Source organism: Streptomyces sp. NPDC005262, assembly GCF_042872425.1.
Classification (GTDB): domain Bacteria; phylum Actinomycetota; class Actinomycetes; order Streptomycetales; family Streptomycetaceae; genus Streptomyces.
Genome location: NZ_JBIAKK010000007.1, coordinates 312,723 through 326,811 on the forward strand (window position 1 = coordinate 312,723; position 14,089 = coordinate 326,811).

Here is a 14,089-nt window from a genome sequence, read left to right on the forward strand (position 1 = left end):
ACGCCGCTCCGGTTCAGGCCGCTCCGGGGATGGGGAGCGGGGATCCAGGGGCGGCGCCCCGCCTACGCCGCCGTACGGAACCGTGTCGTCCGGTGCACCGGATCCGTATCGATCTTCGGAATCACGTGCTCACCGATCAGACGGATCGAGTTCATCGTGTCCTCGCGGCTGATTCCGATCGGCAGCCCGAAGCTCAGCTGATCCGCCCCCGCCTGCTCCCACCGCCGGCACTGCCGCAGCACCTCGTCCGGGTCGCCGCAGATCATCAGCTCCTCGGCGATCAGCAGCTCGATGATCTCCTCGCTGTACTCGGGCAGCAGCTCCGGCCACTCCGGAATGCCTTCGGGCCTCGGGAACGTGTCGTGGTACCGGAACAGCAGCGACTGCAGGTAGTTCAGCCCGCCGCCGACCGCGATCTCGACGGCCTCGGCATGCGTCTCGGCGCATATGGCCGTCGACGTCACCATGACGTTGTCGTTGACGAAGCCGCCGACCGGCTCCGCGTCCTTGACGGCCGTCTTGTACGAATCGACGACCCACTCCATGTCGGAGACCTTCTGCACGCTGAATCCCAGCACGCCGAGCCCCTTCTTGGCGGCCATGGCGTACGAGGACGGTGACCCGGCCGCGTACCACATCGCCGGGTGCGACTTCCCGTACGGCTTCGGCAGGATCTTGCGGGGCGGCAGGGACCAGTGCTTGCCCTGGAAGCCGACGTACTCGTCCTGGAGCCACATCTTGGGGAACTCGGCGATCGTCTCTTCCCAGAGTTCCTTGGTGTGGTTCATGTCGGTGATGCCCGGCATGAACCCGAGGATCTCGTGGCTGCCGGCCCCGCGCCCCGAGCCGAACTCGAATCTCCCCTCCGACAGATGGTCGAGCATGGCGACCTTCTCGGCCACCTTCACCGGGTGGTTGACGGGGGCGAGGGGGTTGAAGATGCCGGAGCCGAGGTGGATCCGTTCGGTGGCGTGCGCGAGGTATCCCAGGTACACGTCGTTGGCCGAGAGATGCGAGTACTCCTCCAGGAAGTGGTGCTCGGAGGCCCAGGCGTACTTGAAGCCGGACCTGTCCGCCTGGATGACGTACTCGGTCTCCTCGATCAGCGCCTTGTGCTCCGCCTCGGGATCGACCTCGGCGCGCGCGGCGGGTACGTACCCCTGTACAAACAGCCCGAATTCCAAGGAGGTTCACCGTCCTCAATCATTTCTGACACACCGTCAGATTGTGATGCGACCGACTGTTCCATCGCCGGTCCGACCCGTCAATACCTGACGCCTCGTCAGGTATTTGCCTTTTCAGAAAAGGCTGACGCCGGCCAGCCACCCGCCGTCGATGACGAACGGCTGCCCGGTGATGTACGAGGAGTCGTCCGAGGTCAGGAAGAGCGCGAGGGCCGCCACCTCCTCCGGCTGCCCGATCCGCCCGAGCGGCACGAGCTTCTTGTAGAGCCCGGCCACCGCCTCCCGCGACTCCTCCGGGTCCGCGGCCGGGTCCAGTGCGGCCGGGTTGGTCATCGCGGTGTCCACGGCCCCGGGACAGACGGCATTGACCCGTATCCCCTTCGCCGCGAGCTCGACCGCCGCGACCCTGGTCAGCCCCAGCACGGCATGCTTGGTGGCCGCGTACGCCCCCACGAAGGCCATCCCGGTGAGCCCCGTGTACGACGCGGTGTTGACGATGGTCCCGCCGCCCGCGGCCGCTATCTCGGGCGCGACGTTCTTGATCCCCAGGAAGGCGCCGACCTGGTTGACCTGCACGACCTGCTGAAACTCCTCCAGAGGCGTGGACACCAGCTCGTTGAACCGCAGGATCCCGGCGTTGTTGACCAGACCGTCGATCCTCCCGAAGGCGTCCTTGGCGGCGGCCACGGCGCGCTGCCACTCCTCCTCCCGGCTCACATCGAGGTGCACGAACCGGGCGACCTCCTCCCCCAGCTCCTTCGTCAGGGCCTCCCCCTGGCCGTCGAGCACATCGGCGATCACCACCCGCGCGCCCTCGGCGACGAAGAGCCGCGCCTCCTGCTCGCCCTGCCCACGCGCCGCGCCGCTGATGAGGACGGTGCGCCCATCCAGCTTGCCCATGTCCCTACTCCTTACTGCTGGTCGAGGTACGGAGCGACATCGGCGGCGAACGCCGCCATCTGATCGGTCAGTTCGCCACGGCTGCGGCTGCGGAACCGCACCTGGATCTGGTGCGCACCCATCGCCCCGTACGCGCGCAGCGACTCGGCGATGGCCTCCGGCTTCCCGCTGAGCGTTCGCCGCCCCACGGGCCACGCCGGCTCCCCCACGTACAGCGGCTCGGTGATGGCGCCGACGACCAGCGGCTCCTCGATGCCGGCCTCCTCCCGCAACGCCCGCACCACGGCGATCTGCTGCGGCAGCCGGTCCCTGGGGTCCCCCTGCGGCAGCCACCCGTCCCCGCGCAGCGCGGCCCGGCGCACCGCGGCGGGCGAGGAACCGCCCACCCAGACGGGCACCCGCTCCTGCGCGGGCCGCGGCCGCTGCCCCAGCCCGCTGAACGAGAACCGTTCCCCGGCGAACTCCGGGTACTCCTCCGGCCCGAGCGCGGCCTTCAGCGCGTCGATGGTCTCGTCGAGCACGCCGCCGCGCCGGTCGAAGTCCGCCCCGAGCGCCTCGAACTCCTCCCGCACATGCCCGGCCCCGACCCCGAGGATCAGCCGGCCGCCGGACAGGTGGTCGAGGGTGGCGTACTGCTTGGCGGTGGCGAGCGGGTGGCGCAGCCCGACGACGGCGACATGACTCATCAGCAGAACGCGTTCGGTGATCCCCGCGAGGAAGGCGAGGGTGGCCACCGGGTCGTACCAGACGGTGCTCATGACCTCGGCAAGCCGCCGAGGAATCGCGACATGGTCACAGCTCGCCAGGTAGGCGAAGCCGGTGCGGTCGGCGGTGCGGGCGATCTCGGCGAGATCACCGGGCCCGGCCGAGGCCTCCCACGCTTCCGTATAGATGCTGCTCTGCGACTGGACCGGGAGCTGCATCCCGTACGACAGCCGCCCGGCGGGCAGTATCGGCACCGGGTCGCCTCCCTTCCTCCGTGTCCGCCCCGACCGGATCTGACGTTCCGTCATTTTCGAGGCGGGTGCCATCGTCGTACCTGACGGTGCATCAGACAAGAGGGAGGGGAGTACGGCGGATCCGTCGCCCCGGGCGGCCGCCGGAGAGCCGTGGCCGGCAGATGAAGCCGGCATCGCCCCCGGCCGGTCGGTCACGACCGGCCGGGGGCGATGCCGCACGGGTGTCAGAGGCGCGCGATACGGTCCCTGTCATCGACCCGGAACGAGGAGGAACCGCCATGTCGACGAGGTGGACCGTGACGCTCGACTGTGCGCATCCGGCCAGGCTGGCGGAGTTCTGGGCGCTCGCCCTCGGCTACGTGCCGAAGCCTCCGCCCACCGGTTTCGGGAGCTGGGAGGAGTGGTTCGCCCACCACGGCATCCCGGAGGAGGAGTGGGACGACGGCGCCTACCTGGGCGATCCGGACGGAGTGGGGCCCTCGTTGTCCTTCCTCAAGGTGCCGGAGCCGAAGGTGGCGAAGAACCGCGTGCACCTGGACGTCCAGGCCGGTGGCGGCCGCGAGACGCCGTGGGAGGTGCGGTGGCCCCGCGTGGCCGAAGCGGTCACGCGCCTGACCGCCGCCGGCGCGACCGTGGTGCGCGAGCACGAGATGGACGGCCGGCCCGATCACGTGGAGATGGCCGACCCGGAAGGCAACGAGTTCTGCGTGGTCTGACTCCGGCTCCGTCACTGCGTGGGTGACCCGCCGGGCGGTGTCTGCGCGTCACGGCGGAACAGGGCCGTCCACAGGAACGGCTCACCGAAGTACGGGGACTCGGGCGGCTCGTCGTGCATGCGGCGCAGTTCGACCTCCGTCAGGTCGGAGAAGATCCGGCGCAGGGACTCCGGCGTGTAGGCGAGCCCGCCGTGGAGAGCCGAGCGGCGGTAGAACTCCGCATCGGGGAGTTCTGAGCCCATTCCTCCGGCTGCGAAGCAGGTGAGGGCCAGATGGCCGCCGGGGGCGAGGACGCGGTCCAGCAGGGCGAGGTAGCTGATGCGGCGGTGCGGCGGCAGGTGGTGGAAGCAGCCGGAGTCGTGGATCAGATCGTACGGGCCGTCCGCCCCGGCCTCGATGAGAGCGAAGGCGTCACCGCAGCGGAACCGGATGTCGGCCCCGGCCTCACGGGCGCGCTCCTCGGCCCAGGAGATGGCTGCCGGGGAGAGGTCGACGGCGTCCACCTGGAAACCCAGGGAAGCGAGATGGAGAGCGTTTCGGCCCGGGCCGCACCCGAGGTCGAGCGCCCGGCCCGGCGTGATCAAGGACCGGTCGAGGTACGAGACCAGGTTCTCGTCCGGCTTCGCCACGAAGAACGGCACCGGCTTCGAGCGGTCGCCGTAGAAGCCGTCCCACCAGCCGGCCCCGTCCGCCGTCCAGCGATCGGCCTCCGGCGCGAACAGGCCGTCCATCAGCTTCAGGACGTCGTCGATCGTGCGTACGTTCCGGTCCATCGGATCCCCTTTCACGATGGGGACACGGTAGGGCTGAACGACACAGAAGCCCAGCTCAGGCGGTATGCGGAAAGGCCACGACGGGGTGTCCGGGCGGACCGTCCGGACCCGGTGAGGGCCTCGTCCACGACCGCCGCGCACGGTCGCCCACACCCCTGTCGAAGGCCGTCACGGTGGCATCCCCGGACACGCTCACGCGGGTTTCTCGACGAATTTCCCGAGCCCGCCGCGCCCTCGCAGCCGCTCCCCTCGACCGGACGCGGCCTGCCGGGCCGACCCTCGTGTCCGGTCCGCCCGCCGGCATCGTCCGCCTACCTCCGGTACAGCGCCTCGATCTCCGCCTCGAAGTCCCGCAGGATCGCATCCCGTTTCAGTTTCAGCGACGGCGTCAGATGGCCGCCCTCCTCCGTGAAGTCCACCGGCAGCACGGCGAATTTGCGGATCGACTCGGCGCGCGAGACCAGGCGGTTGGCCTCGTCGACCGCGCGCTGGAGCGCGCCGCGCAGCTCCTCGTCCGCCACCAGGTCCCGCATCGGCACGTCCTGCTTCTTGCGCATCTGCCGCCAGTGCAGGAGCCCGTCCGGCTCCAGGGTGATCAGGGCGGTGATGAACGGGCGGTTGTCGCCGACCACCATGCACTGGCCGACCAGCGGGTGCGCGCGCAGCCAGTCCTCCAGCGGCGCCGGGGCGACGTTCTTGCCACCCGTCGTCATGATGATTTCCTTCTTGCGGCCGGTGATCGTGAGGTAGCCGTCCTCGTCGAGGGCGCCCAGGTCGCCGGTGGCGAACCAGCCGCCGTCCAGTGCGGGGACGGGCGCGCCGCGTTCCATGTCCCAGTAGCCGCGGAACACCTGGCCGCCGCTGAGCAGCACCTCGCCGTCCTCCGCGATCCGCACCGCGGTGCCCGGCAGCGGCCAGCCGACCGTGCCGAGGCGCGGTTTGAGCGGTGGGGTGACGGTGGCGGCGGCCGTGGTCTCCGTCAGCCCGTACCCCTCGAAGATCTCGATGCCCACGCCGGCGTAGAAGGCTGCGAGCCGGCGGCCCAGCGGGGAGCCGCCGCAGATCGCGTACCTGACGTGCCCACCGAGGGCCGCCCTGATACGGCGGTAGACCAGCGGGTCGTACAGGGCCCGGGCGGCCCGCAGGCCCCAGCCCGGTCCGGGACCCGTGCCGTGTTCGGCGGCCTCGACGGCCTGTCCGTACCGTTGGGCGATCCTCGCGGCGCGGTCGAACGACGAGGCGCGGCCCATCTTCTCGGCGGTCGCCCGGCCGGTGTTGTAGACCTTCTCCAGTACGTACGGGATGGCCAGCAGGAACGAGGGCCGGAAGCCCGCCAGATCGGCGAGGAGGTCCTCGGTCCGGATGGACGGGGCGTGGCCGAGCCGGACCCGGGCGCGCAGACAGCCGATCGCGACCATCCGCCCGAAGACGTGCGAGAGCGGCAGGAAGAGAAGGGTCGAGGCCGGTTCCTTGCTGACCGAATTGAAGACGGGGTGGAGGAGTTCGATGGCGTTGTCGACCTCGGCGAAGAAGTTGCCGTGGGTCAGGACGCAGCCCTTGGGGCGTCCGGTGGTGCCCGAGGTGTAGATGAGGGTGGCGGGTGTCTCCGGTCCGAGGGCGGCCCGGCGGGCGGCGACCGCGTCGTCGGGGACGTCCCTGCCGAGCGTCTTCAGCCGGCCGAGTGCGCCGGTGTCGAACTGCCACAGGTGGGCGAGATCGCCGAGCTGTTTGCGTTCCTGACTGATCAGCCGGCCTTCGTCCGCCGTCTCCACGGCGCAGGCGACGGCGCCCGAGTCCTGGAGGATCCAGCGGGCCTGGAAGGCGGACGACGTGGGGTAGATGGGAACGGTGACGAGTCCGGCGGCCCAGCCGGCGAAGTCGAGCAGCGTCCATTCGTACGTCGTACGGGCCATGATCGCGATCCGGTCGCCCGGCCGCATGCCTTCCGCGATCAGGCCCTTGGCGACGGCGAGCACCTCGCCGGCGAACTGTTCGGCCGTCACGTCCTGCCAGCTGCCGTCCGGCTGCTTACGGCTGAGGACGGCGTCGCCCGGGGCCTCGCGGGCGTTGTCGAAGGGGATCTCGGCGAGCGATCCGTGCCGGACGGGCGGCGCGATCAGCGGTACGGAGACCTGCCGTACCGATCCGTCCGCCGCCCTGACCTTCGTCGGCTCGACCAGGGCGGGTACGGCAGGCGTCGCGGCAGGTACGACGGCAGAGGGTGGCGTGGACACGAGCGGCTCCTCAACAGGGGGAAGGGCGGTTCGGCCGGTCCGTCCAGCGGCCGTTTCGTCCTCGGCCGCCGGTCGGGCTTGAAGTTGTCCTCGATCGCTGAAAGGACTGGGGAATCAGGGACGTTCGAGAATCGCGGTGACTCCCTGGCCGCCCGCGGCACAGATCGAGATCAGCCCGCGCCCCGGGGCTTCCCTCTCAGCGAGCAGTTTGGCGAGGGTGGCGACGATCCGCGCCCCGGTCGCGGCGAACGGATGCCCGGTGGCCAGCGACGATCCGGCCACATTGAGCTTGTCCCGGTCGACCGGGGCGAGTCCCCGCTTCTCCCAGGCGGCCAGGGTGGCGAGCACCTGGGAGGCGAAGGCCTCGTGGATCTCGAAGAGGTCGAAGTCCTCGATGGTGAGCCCGGCGCGCTCCAGCATCCGCGGTACGGCGTACGCGGGAGCCATCAGCAGCCCGTCATCGCCGCCCACGTGGTCGACGGCGGCGGTCTCGTACAGCGAGAGATACGCGAGTGGCTCCAGGCCGTGCGCCTCGGCCCACTCGTCGCTCGCCAGCAGCACGGTGGCGGCGCCGTCGGTGAGCGGGGACGAGTTGCCGGCGGTCATCGTCGCGTCGGGGTGGTCGGCGCCGAACACCGGATCGAGGGTGGCGAGTTTCTCCACGGTGGAGCCGGGGCGGAGGTTCTGGTCGCGGGCCAGGCCGAGGTGAGGGACGACGAGGTCGTGCAGAAAGCCCCGCTCGTACGCGGCGGCGAGCCGCTGATGGCTGGTGGCGGCGAGCAGGTCCTGCTCGCCGCGGCCGATTTCCCACTGCCGGGCGGTGATCGCCGCGTGTTCGCCCATCGAGAGCCCGGTGCGGGGTTCGGCGTTCCGCGGGATGTCGGGGACGAGATGCCGGGGCCGTATCCCCGCAAGTGCCTTGATCCGTCCGCCGGTCGACTTCGCCCGCCGGGCCGCCAGCAGCAGTCTGCGCAGCTGGTCGTTGACGCCGAGCGGTGCGTCGCTCGTGGTGTCCGCGCCGCCCGCTATCGCGGAGTCGACCGCGCCGAGCATGATCTTGTCGGCGGCGGCGATGACGGCCTGGAGGCCGGTGCCGCAAGCCTGTTGGATGTCGTACGCGGGGGTGCGCGGGTCGAGCGCGGAGCCGAGGACGGTCTCGCGGGCCAGGTTGAAGTCACGGCTGTGCTTGAGTACGGCGCCTGCGACGAACTCGCCGACCTGCTGCCCCTGAAGCCCGAACCGCTCGACCAGACCGTTCAGTGCGGCGGTGAGCATCTCCTGGTTGGAGGAGCGGGCGTACGGGCCGTCGGAGCGTGCGAACGGGATCCGGCTGCCGCCGATCACCGCGACCCGGCGCGGCTGCGGGAGAGCAAGGGGGATCATCTCGACCAACTCATCTCGACCTGCTCCTGACTCTTGAGTAACCTTACTCCGCAGTAAAATCTACGACCGCGCAGGGAGTCTGGACAATGGCCGACCGCTATCTGCACTTCACCGGCACAGCACCCGGCCGATTTCTGACCCGGAAGCTCGGCCTGCCGCAGCCGGCTCGGCTGCGTCGCTGGTCGCTGGAGACGCAGTCACTGGACGGCCCGCTGCTGCACCTCACCGCCGGGGACTCCGCCGTTGCGCAGGAGCTGGATACGGCTCTCTCCGCCACCGGCCTCACGGTGGCCCGGAGCGCCGAACTGGCATCCCGTCCTGCGGGAATCGTGGTGGACGCGACGGCAGTCGCCACTGCCGCCGGGCTCGGTGACGTGCACGCGGCGCTGCACCCTGTCGTACGTTCGCTTGCGCCGGGCGGCCGGATCGTGATCGTCGGGGTGCGGCCGTCCGCCGACGACCATCATCAGGCGGCGGCCCAGCAGGCTCTTGAGGGGTTCGTGCGCTCGCTCGGCAAGGAGATCGGCAGGGGCGCCACCGTCCAACTGGTCCGGATCGAACCGGGTGCGGCCGCTTCGGCGGAGTCCACCTTCCGGTTCCTGCTCTCTCCCCGGTCCGCGTACGTCAGCGGCCAGGTCGTCGAACTCACCGGTGCCGCGCCCGATCCGGCCACCGACCCGGCCGCACCGCTCGCCGGACGCACCGCACTGGTCACCGGTGCGGCTCGCGGCATCGGAGCCTCGGTCGCGTCGGTCCTGGCGCGGGACGGAGCGCAGGTCATCTGCCTCGACATCCCTCAGTGCCGGGACGAGTTGGCGCGTACCGCCGACCGGCTCGGTGCGTCGGCGCTGCCGCTCGACATCACGGCGGACGACGCCGCCGAGCGGATCGCCGCGGCGGCCCCCGACGGCCTGGACATTCTCGTCCACAACGCGGGCATCACCCGCGACCGGCGGCTCGCCAACATGCCCGCCGACCGCTGGGCCCAGGTCGTCGAGGTCAACCTCGACAGCGTGCTGCGCACCACGGATGCGCTGCTCGAGGCGGGCACCATCAACCGGGGCGGCCGGATCGTCGCCACCGCCTCCATCGCCGGTATCGCGGGCAACACCGGTCAGACGAACTACGCGGCCAGCAAGGCGGGCATCATCGGCCTGGTCCGCTCCCTGGCCCCGCGCGCCGCCGCCGATCACGGCGTCACGGTCAATGCGGTCGCCCCCGGTTTCATCGAGACCAAGATGACCGCCGCCGTCCCCCTCTTCATCCGGGAGGCCGGCCGCCGGATGAACTCCCTCGCACAGGGCGGCCTTCCGGTCGATGTCGCGGAGACGACCGCATGGTTCGCCCAGCCCGCTTCGGCGGCCGTGAACGGCCAGATCGTGCGGGTCTGCGGCCAGAGCCTGCTCGGGGCGTGACGTCGATGTCGACCACTGCCATTTCCCGGGGTCTGACGGCATCACTGGTGCGGGGCGCCGTCACGTCCCCGTTCAAGCGCGCGGGCCGGCCCGGCGCCGCGCTGCCCACCGACCGCCTGGTCGTCCGGGACGTACGGATCGCACCCGGCCCCCTCGCCTCGTACAGCAGGATCTGCGGTTTCTCCGAGTCGGGCACACTGCCGCTGACGTACCCGCATGTGCTGGGCTTCCCGCTCGCGATGAGGCTGATGACCGGACGGAGCTTCCCGCTTCCCGTCGTCGGGCTGGTCCACACCTGGATCGAGATCACGAGGCACTGGGCGCCGCACTCCACGGAAGCACTCGAACTCACCGTGTACGCGGATGCGCTGGCGCCCCATCGGCGGGGCACCGAGGTGACGATGGTGACCGAGGCGCGGTCGGGCGGCGAGCTGGTGTGGGAGTCCCGCAGCGGCTATCTCTCCCGCCACTCGACACGCGGGACCTCGCCCACTGCCGAGGCCGGTCCCCCCGCCCTCCCCGCGGTCGAACTCCCCGCCGCCGCCGAGTGGCTGCTGCCCGGCGATCTGGGCCGTCGTTACGGCGCCGCGTCGGGCGACCGGAACCCGATCCACCTGTATCCGCTCACCGCCCGGCTGTTCGGCTTCCCGAGGGCCATCGCACACGGCATGTGGACGGTCGCCCGCTGTCTGGCCGAGTCCGCCGAACCGGACAGGATCAGTCACGTCCGGGCCGACTTCAGGGCCCCCGTCCTGCTCCCGGCGACCGTGACGTACGCGGTGGACGACGCAGGCACCGCCTTCCAGCTCCGCAGCGGCGGCGGCCGCGTCCACCTCACCGGGTCGACGGCACGGGACGGTGCGCGGCCGCGGTCCTGACCCGGTCAGCCGCTACGTCCGAGCGGCTGCCTGGACCCGCGGCGCCCACGGGCGGCCGTGCATGAGGTTCTCCAGGCCCGCCCACGAGAAGTTCATCAGCGTGGCCGCGGCTTCCTTCGCCGAGACGCCCGGGGTGTCGTTCGCCCAGCCGGCGAGCGACTCCGCGGCCCCCACGAGCGCCTGCGCCAGCCCCGACACGTCGCGGTCCGGGAGCGCCGGATCGTGGTGCGCCTCGCGCGCAGCGGCGCCGATCAGACCCGTCACGAACGCAACGATCTCGTCCCGCATCACCATGACCTCGGTGGCGAACGGCTCCCCGTGCGTACGTGCCTGCCGGTGCAACACCGCCCAGCCGTCCGGGTTCTCCGCGGTGTGCGTGAAGAATGCCCGTAGCCCGGCCCACAGTTGCCGGTCCGCCGACAGCCCCGGCTCCACCCCCGACCGCACCGCTGCGACCAGCGCCTTTGCCTCGCGCTGGATACAGGAGGTGAAGAGCTCCTCCTTGGAATTCAGGTACAGATAGACCAAAGGCTTGGACACACCGGCCAGCTCCGCGATCTCGTCCATCGAGGCGGCCCGGTAGCCACGCTGCCCGAAAGTCTGCACCGCGGCGTCCATCATCTGCCGCTCGCGCACGGCGCGCGGCATCCGTTTGCTCTTCACAGCACCCACGTCCGACTTCCTCCCACCCCACTGCGCCACTCCTCGGTAAGAGTACGGCGCAGGCCCCTCGGGCGGCGTACGGAGAAGCCTTCCCGGACCGTCCGGTGGCCGGTTTCACCTCCACCGAAAGCCAAGTCCTCGCGCGCCCCGGATCCCCTTCCCGTACGCGTACAACGGCGAGCGCCCCCGGTCCTCGAAGGACCGGGGGCGCTCGCCGAAGGTGTGCCCGTTACGCGGCGACCGGGACGCTCACCGGCTCCGCGTCGCGCACCTCGTCGTCGACCGGGGAGGACGAGGCCGAGTTGTACGCGTCGAGGTCGAGGATCTTCTCGCGTGCCGAGACGATCACCGGGACCAGCGCCTGGCCGGCCACGTTGGTGGCTGTACGCATCATGTCCAGGATCGGGTCGATGGCCATCAGCAGGCCCACGCCCTCCAGCGGCAGCCCCAGCGTGGACAGCGTGAGGGTCAGCATGACGGTCGCACCGGTGAGACCGGCGGTGGCCGCCGAACCGATCACCGAGACGAACGCGATCAGGATGTAGTCACCGACACCCAGCTGGACGTCGAAGATCTGCGCGATGAAGATCGCCGCCAGCGCCGGGTAGATCGCGGCGCAGCCGTCCATCTTCGTCGTCGCCCCGAACGGGACGGAGAACGAGGCGTACTCCTTCGGGACACCGAGACGCTCGGTGACCTTCTGGGTGACCGGCATCGTGCCGACCGAGGAGCGGGAGACGAAGGCCAGCTGGATCGCGGGCCAGGCGCCCTTGAAGAACTGGAGCGGGTTGACCTTGGCGACCGTGGCGAGCAGCAGCGGGTACACGCCGAACAGCACCAGGGCGCAACCGACGTAGACGTCGACGGTGAACGTCGCGTACTTGCCGATCAGGTCCCAGCCGTAGTCGGCGATCGCGTAGCCGATGAGGCCCACGGTGCCGAGCGGGGCGAGGCGGATGACCCACCACAGGGCCTTCTGGAGGAGCTCCAGGATCGACTCGCTGAGGGTGAGGATCGGCTGGGCCTTCTCGCCGAGCTGGAGCGCGGCGATACCGGCGACTGCGGCCATGAAGACGATCTGCAGGACGTTCAGCTCGGTGAACGGGGTGATCACGTTCTCCGGGATGATGCCGGTCAGGAAGTCGAGCCAGGAACCCGCGTGCTCGGGCTTGGCGCCGTCCTTCGGGGTCAGGCCGGTACCGGCGCCCGGGTTGGTGATCAGGCCGATCGTCAGGCCGATGGCGACTGCGATCAGCGAGGTGATCATGAACCAGAGCAGGGTGCGGGTGGCCAGCCGGGCGGCGTTGTTGACCTTGCGCAGGTTGGTGATCGACACCAGGATCGCGAAGAAGACCAGGGGCGCGACGGCCAGCTTCAGCAGCTGGACGAAGATGTGGCCGACCTTGTCGAGGGTGGTGTACAGCCAGCCGATGTCGTAGCTGCGGGCGAGCCAGCCGAGCAGCACGCCGAGGACCAGACCGGCGACGATCTGGGCCCAGAACGGGACCTTGGGTATACGGAAACCGGAGCCGGACTGCCGGCCGGTGCCGGCGGTGGCGGACGCGGGATTCGCGGACACGGACACACTCCAGATGTGACGCATCGGGGCGCACGGGGACGGCGCGGGGGGACGGGGGTGCGGCGCCCGCGTCAGGGGCGGCGCCGCTGCATGATGCCGGTTCAGACGTTGCGGCAACAGACCGCGGACATACAGCGGCAGAGATCGACATGCAGGCGCACCACGAGCTCGTTGCCGGCTCGATGGCGGATGCGCACAGCTGTCTTCATGTCGAACACGTTAACACTTGAACTTTGAGAACCTCAAAGGTGTTCTTTGGGGAGACCCCGGCGAGAACGCGTCGCGCGCCAGGCGACGGAACGCAGAAACCCCAGCACAGGAGTGTGTGCTCCGGCACTGGGGCGTCGAACGGATAGGCGTGCGTGTGAGGAACCTTACGTAACCCTCACTCCGGCCTCACACGGGCTTCACGCGGCACTGCGGCACTACCGGGCGACGCCGTCCTCCTGGCCCTGGTTCGCCGCCAGCCGGGCCTTGGCGCGGTCGATCTTGGGGGCGATCTGCGCGGACATCTCGTCGCGCTGCTTGCGCAGCAGGACGTAGCTGAGCGGCGCGGAGAGCAGCAGGGCGAGCAGGATGATCCACATGACGTTGGATCCGCCGAGCCCGGAGGGCAGCACACCGTAGGTGACGGCCACGGCGACGACGGCGAGACAGCCGACGAAGATGCTGAGGCGCATCAGCGTGTACCGGATCGTTGCGCTCGGCTTGGCAGCGGACACGGCTGGCCTTCTCTCTACGTACGACAACCCTGCCCGACCAGTGAAGCATGCCCCGAATTCGATCGCTTCGGCGGGCGGCCCGGCGAGTCACCCCAGCGGGAGCAGCATGATGATGTCGTCGCGGTCGTCCCCGTCGGCGACCCGGATCGCGCCGGGCACCCGGCCGACCTCCTTGTATCCGCACGTCGCATAGAAGCGGTCGGCCCCGGTGCCGCCCCGGCAGGTGAGGCGGATGGCCTCTATCCCGTCGGTCCCGCGGGCGGCCTCCGCCGCGGCGGACATCAGCTCGCGGCCGTAGCCCTTGCCCTGGTGGCCGGGATGGACCATCACCGTGTAGAGCCAGAGCCAGTGGGACATCAGCCGGTGGGTGTTGCGGACGAGGAAGGCCGTGGCGGCGACGGCGCCCTTCTCGTCGTACCCGACCAGCAGCCGGGTGCGGCCCTCGGCCATCGAGACGAGGTGCTTGACCAGCTCGGGCCGGACGTCCTCGGTGGTGACGGGTGGCACGAAGCCGACGGCACCACCCGCGTTGGAGACATCGGCCCAGAGTGCACAGATGCCGTCCCGCAGAGTGCTGTCGAACTTGGGATCCACCTCAAATGTAAGCGCCATAGCGGCAGATTAGCCATTACAACAAGGTTGCCTCAAGCGCCGTCCACAACGCGAGAAAGCCCCGGCCGGGG

At 70.2% G+C, this 14,089-nt stretch carries 13 protein-coding genes; 3 read left to right on the forward strand and 10 right to left on the reverse strand.

The annotated features are described in order from the left end of the window. Positions 1–62: 62 nt before the first annotated feature. From ACFYP5_RS20350 to ACFYP5_RS20360, 3 genes are all read right to left on the reverse strand, one after another. Positions 63–1,184, reverse strand: coding sequence for an LLM class flavin-dependent oxidoreductase (locus tag ACFYP5_RS20350; RefSeq protein WP_389037713.1), 1,122 nt, complete (start codon positions 1,182–1,184; stop codon positions 63–65). Positions 1,185–1,298: 114 nt separating this feature from the next. Then, positions 1,299–2,084 carry an SDR family NAD(P)-dependent oxidoreductase gene (locus ACFYP5_RS20355; protein ID WP_389037716.1) on the reverse strand — a complete coding sequence of 262 codons (786 nt, stop codon included), beginning with the start codon at positions 2,082–2,084 and terminating at the stop codon, positions 1,299–1,301. An 11-nt stretch (positions 2,085–2,095) separates the two neighbouring features. Continuing rightward, positions 2,096–3,043, reverse strand: coding sequence for an LLM class F420-dependent oxidoreductase (locus tag ACFYP5_RS20360; RefSeq protein WP_389037719.1), 948 nt, complete (start codon positions 3,041–3,043; stop codon positions 2,096–2,098). A 278-nt stretch (positions 3,044–3,321) separates the two neighbouring features. Here ACFYP5_RS20360 and ACFYP5_RS20365 point away from each other — a divergent pair, with 278 nt between their 5' ends. Beyond that, positions 3,322–3,759 carry a VOC family protein gene (locus tag ACFYP5_RS20365; protein WP_389037722.1) on the forward strand — a complete coding sequence of 146 codons (438 nt, stop codon included), beginning with the start codon at positions 3,322–3,324 and terminating at the stop codon, positions 3,757–3,759. Positions 3,760–3,770: 11 nt separating this feature from the next. Here the strand turns inward: ACFYP5_RS20365 and ACFYP5_RS20370 are convergent, their stop codons facing one another. From ACFYP5_RS20370 to ACFYP5_RS20380, 3 genes are all read right to left on the reverse strand, one after another. Continuing rightward, positions 3,771–4,532, reverse strand: a complete 762-nt coding sequence (locus tag ACFYP5_RS20370) for a class I SAM-dependent methyltransferase (protein ID WP_389037725.1) — start codon at positions 4,530–4,532, stop codon at positions 3,771–3,773. A gap of 311 nt (positions 4,533–4,843) precedes the next feature. Further along, on the reverse strand, positions 4,844–6,766 hold the full coding sequence (locus tag ACFYP5_RS20375) for an AMP-dependent synthetase/ligase (protein ID WP_389037726.1): 1,923 nt from the start codon (positions 6,764–6,766) through the stop codon (positions 4,844–4,846). Positions 6,767–6,880: 114 nt separating this feature from the next. Further along, the gene (locus ACFYP5_RS20380; protein ID WP_389037727.1) at positions 6,881–8,149 is read right to left on the reverse strand and encodes an acetyl-CoA C-acetyltransferase; all 1,269 of its coding nucleotides are present in this window, start codon (positions 8,147–8,149) and stop codon (positions 6,881–6,883) included. A gap of 86 nt (positions 8,150–8,235) precedes the next feature. Between ACFYP5_RS20380 and ACFYP5_RS20385 the strand changes: the two genes are divergently transcribed. After that, positions 8,236–9,564 carry a 3-oxoacyl-ACP reductase gene (locus ACFYP5_RS20385; protein WP_389037730.1) on the forward strand — a complete coding sequence of 443 codons (1,329 nt, stop codon included), beginning with the start codon at positions 8,236–8,238 and terminating at the stop codon, positions 9,562–9,564. 5 nt (positions 9,565–9,569) lie between these two features. Further along, entirely contained in the window at positions 9,570–10,442 is an 873-nt protein-coding gene (locus tag ACFYP5_RS20390; protein WP_389037733.1) for a MaoC/PaaZ C-terminal domain-containing protein, read from the forward strand. 12 nt (positions 10,443–10,454) lie between these two features. Here ACFYP5_RS20390 and ACFYP5_RS20395 read toward each other — a convergent pair whose 3' ends face one another. The 4 genes from ACFYP5_RS20395 to ACFYP5_RS20410 all read right to left on the reverse strand — a co-directional run bounded on the left by ACFYP5_RS20395 (position 10,455) and on the right by ACFYP5_RS20410 (position 14,018). Next, a complete protein-coding gene (locus ACFYP5_RS20395) occupies positions 10,455–11,090 on the reverse strand; it encodes a TetR/AcrR family transcriptional regulator (RefSeq protein WP_389037927.1) in 636 nt (211 codons plus the stop codon). A 244-nt stretch (positions 11,091–11,334) separates the two neighbouring features. Continuing rightward, positions 11,335–12,684 (reverse strand): dicarboxylate/amino acid:cation symporter, encoded by a 1,350-nt coding sequence (locus ACFYP5_RS20400; protein ID WP_389037736.1) that lies wholly within the window; start codon positions 12,682–12,684, stop codon positions 11,335–11,337. A 425-nt stretch (positions 12,685–13,109) separates the two neighbouring features. Continuing rightward, on the reverse strand, positions 13,110–13,406 hold the full coding sequence (locus ACFYP5_RS20405) for a DUF4229 domain-containing protein (protein ID WP_389037739.1): 297 nt from the start codon (positions 13,404–13,406) through the stop codon (positions 13,110–13,112). Between the two features lie 87 nt (positions 13,407–13,493). Further along, positions 13,494–14,018 (reverse strand): GNAT family N-acetyltransferase, encoded by a 525-nt coding sequence (locus ACFYP5_RS20410; RefSeq protein ID WP_389037741.1) that lies wholly within the window; start codon positions 14,016–14,018, stop codon positions 13,494–13,496. Between the last annotated feature and the right edge of the window lie 71 nt (positions 14,019–14,089).

Bases quoted from the DNA above. Each gene is read 5' to 3' on its own strand.
- ACFYP5_RS20355 (WP_389037716.1), bottom strand. From the start codon at position 2,084: ATGGGCAAGCTGGATGGGCGCACCGTCCTCATCAGCGGCGCGGCGCGT.
- ACFYP5_RS20365 (WP_389037722.1), top strand. From the start codon at position 3,322: ATGTCGACGAGGTGGACCGTGACGCTCGACTGTGCGCATCCGGCCAGG.
- ACFYP5_RS20370 (WP_389037725.1), bottom strand. From the start codon at position 4,532: ATGGACCGGAACGTACGCACGATCGACGACGTCCTGAAGCTGATGGAC.
- ACFYP5_RS20380 (WP_389037727.1), bottom strand. From the start codon at position 8,149: ATGATCCCCCTTGCTCTCCCGCAGCCGCGCCGGGTCGCGGTGATCGGC.
- ACFYP5_RS20385 (WP_389037730.1), top strand. From the start codon at position 8,236: ATGGCCGACCGCTATCTGCACTTCACCGGCACAGCACCCGGCCGATTT.
- ACFYP5_RS20390 (WP_389037733.1), top strand. From the start codon at position 9,570: ATGTCGACCACTGCCATTTCCCGGGGTCTGACGGCATCACTGGTGCGG.
- ACFYP5_RS20395 (WP_389037927.1), bottom strand. From the start codon at position 11,090: ATGCCGCGCGCCGTGCGCGAGCGGCAGATGATGGACGCCGCGGTGCAG.
- ACFYP5_RS20410 (WP_389037741.1), bottom strand. From the start codon at position 14,018: ATGGCGCTTACATTTGAGGTGGATCCCAAGTTCGACAGCACTCTGCGG.